Annotated in this window: 3 protein-coding genes; all 3 read left to right on the plus strand. The window is 58.4% G+C overall.

Translation table 11 applies throughout. The annotated features are described in order from the left end of the window. Positions 1-379: 379 nt before the first annotated feature. From Q4P21_RS16165 to Q4P21_RS16175, 3 genes are read left to right on the plus strand one after another with little or no spacing between them, the layout of a single operon-like run. Positions 380-799, plus strand: coding sequence for a DUF3052 domain-containing protein (locus Q4P21_RS16165; RefSeq protein WP_207345892.1), 420 nt, complete (start codon positions 380-382; stop codon positions 797-799). Beyond that, positions 799-1275, plus strand: a complete 477-nt coding sequence (locus Q4P21_RS16170; protein WP_303389743.1) for a peroxiredoxin — start codon at positions 799-801, stop codon at positions 1273-1275. The genes Q4P21_RS16165 and Q4P21_RS16170 overlap by 1 nt, the downstream gene beginning before the upstream one ends. An 18-nt stretch (positions 1276-1293) precedes the next feature. After that, positions 1294-2256, plus strand: coding sequence for a Sir2 family NAD-dependent protein deacetylase (locus tag Q4P21_RS16175; protein ID WP_303389744.1), 963 nt, complete (start codon positions 1294-1296; stop codon positions 2254-2256). The last annotated feature ends 139 nt before the right edge of the window (positions 2257-2395 follow it).

Below are 2395 nucleotides of genomic sequence, written 5' to 3' on the forward strand. Positions count from 1 at the left end.
ATCCGGATCACGATCAGGAAGCTGGTTAGTCAACCCGCTAAGGATATGGGAGTTCGTATCTCCTGCAGCCACGTCCGACCTCTCTTAAAAGCAGTGTGGGGTGCCCATTGCTGTGGCGATGGGCGTGTTTATTCACTCTAGACCGCGGGTGCCCGTTGTGCGTAGCGCCTCATAGGGCTTGAACACCGCTGCTGCCAGAGTAGCCGTCCAAAAAGGCGGAACTCGTGCAGGTTGCGTAATGTATATCACATATTCGGGCTGTTCAGTGCAGGGTCCGCCCGCCGTGAGTCGTTAAGTAGAGGCAATCTGGGCTCACCCCCTAGACTGGGGTTTACTGACCAACAACCAGCGCGTAAGCGTTGAATGCAGGAGGAATAACGTGAGCGAGGCCGACGCCGGCACTGTTGCCAAGGTGGCAGGCAATTTGGGGTTCAAGGATGGAGATCTCATTCAGGAACTCGGATATGACGACGACGTTGATTTTGAACTGCGCGACAGCATTGAAGGCCTGATTGGCTCGGAAATGTTTGATGAGGAAGACCACGACGTTGTTGACGCCGTCGTCTTCTGGTGGCGCGCGGATGATGGCGACTTGGTGGATGCCCTGGTGGATTCTCTGACAACCTTGGATGAAGGTGGGATCGTATGGATCCTCACGCCGAAGCCGGGCCGGGATGGTTACGTCCCGCCAGCTGACATCCAGGAAGCTGCACCCACGGCAGGGTTGCATGTCACCACCACTGCAGGGGTTTCCGCTGACTGGGCAGCATCGCGTCTGGTTCCACGCAAACGCCAGTAATGCCCGACGCCGGCACACGCCAGAGCCTGCAGGTGGGGGACTGCGCCCCCGACTTCTCACTGCCCAATCAATTCGGTGAGCCAATTTCGCTCAGCGGATTGAGGGGCACTGCTGTGGCGCTGGTCTTCTACCCCTTTGCCTTCTCCGGGATTTGCACCGGAGAACTTGGCGAGCTGCGGGACCATCGTGCGGAGTTCACTTCCGCGGGCGTGCGCCTGCTGGCCGTTTCCGTGGACAGTAAATACACCCTGCGTGCCTATTCTGAAGCAGAAGGCCACGGCTTTGACCTGCTGGCTGATTTTTGGCCGCATGGGGAGGTTTCCGCCGCCTATGGTGTTTTTGATGCCGTGCGCGGCATGGCTGGGCGCAGCACCTTCCTCATCTCGGGGGACGGGACCATAGCTGATGCCTTCAGCACCCCCACAGGGCAGGCGCGCCCACTTGCACGCTACCGCCAGGCGTTGGCGCGGCTCTAGCGATGGGAAGCTGAGAACATGGATAAAGTGCGTCCAGGCATCGGCGAGACTGCCCTAGTGCGTGCCGCCTGGGAGCGGCCGGAAGCCGGTAACGGTGAGAGCACCCGAGCTGGAATGCTGGCGCCTGCCGACATCGAAGTTCTTGAAGGAATCGCAGCGCTGTTGGGAGATCATTCAGCTGCGCTGCTGACCGGAGCCGGGCTGAGCACGGATTCCGGCATTCCTGACTACCGTGGACCAAATTCGCCGCCGCGGCAACCGTTGAGCTACCAGGAATTTATGGGTGACCCCCTACTGCGCCAACGCTACTGGGCAAGGAACCATGTTGGCTGGACACATCTGCACCATGCCAAACCCAATGCTGGTCATTATGCTGCGGAGGCGTTGGAACGTGGTGGACGGTTGAGTGGGATTATCACGCAAAATGTTGATCGCCTGCATGAGAGCGCAGGCGCCGGCAACGTGGTGGACTTGCATGGTCGTTTTGACCAGATTGTGTGCATGACATGCCACAACACCTTTTCGCGGGCATTTCTTGCCAACCTCCTGGACGAGTTGAATCCAGGCTTCCTTGATGCCGTGAGCGATGCCGGAGGAGTGTCGGTGGCTCCTGATGCCGACGCCGAGCTGGAGTCTGAGAAGCTGATCCGTTCCTTTACGCCAGCAACATGCCCGTTGTGCGGTGGCATGCTCAAGCCCGACTTCGTGTTTTTTGGGGAAAATGTGCCTAAGGACAGGGTTGAGCGGTCCTACGCCATGGTGGATTCCGCCAACATGCTGCTCGTTGCAGGGTCTTCTTTGACTGTCATGAGCGGGCTGCGTTTTGTGAAGAAGGCTGCCAAGGACGGAAAGCCGGTGGTCATCATTAACCGGGGCACCACACGGGGAGATTCGTTGGCCCGGATCAAATTGGAAGCAGGTGTGGGGGAGAGCCTGGGCTGGTTGGTCGACGCCTTGAAACTCGATTGGCGCATTCCCTAAATCATCATGTACAGTAGTTTCTCGTTGGTCCGGCCAACAAGCACACAGCTTGGAACTGGAAGCAATGAAATGGGTCTTTAGCTCAGCTGGTAGAGCGCCACGTTTACACCGTGGATGTCATCGGTTCGATCCCGGTAGG

The organism is Arthrobacter sp. (assembly GCF_030540645.1).
Classification (GTDB): Bacteria; Actinomycetota; Actinomycetes; order Actinomycetales; family Micrococcaceae; genus Specibacter.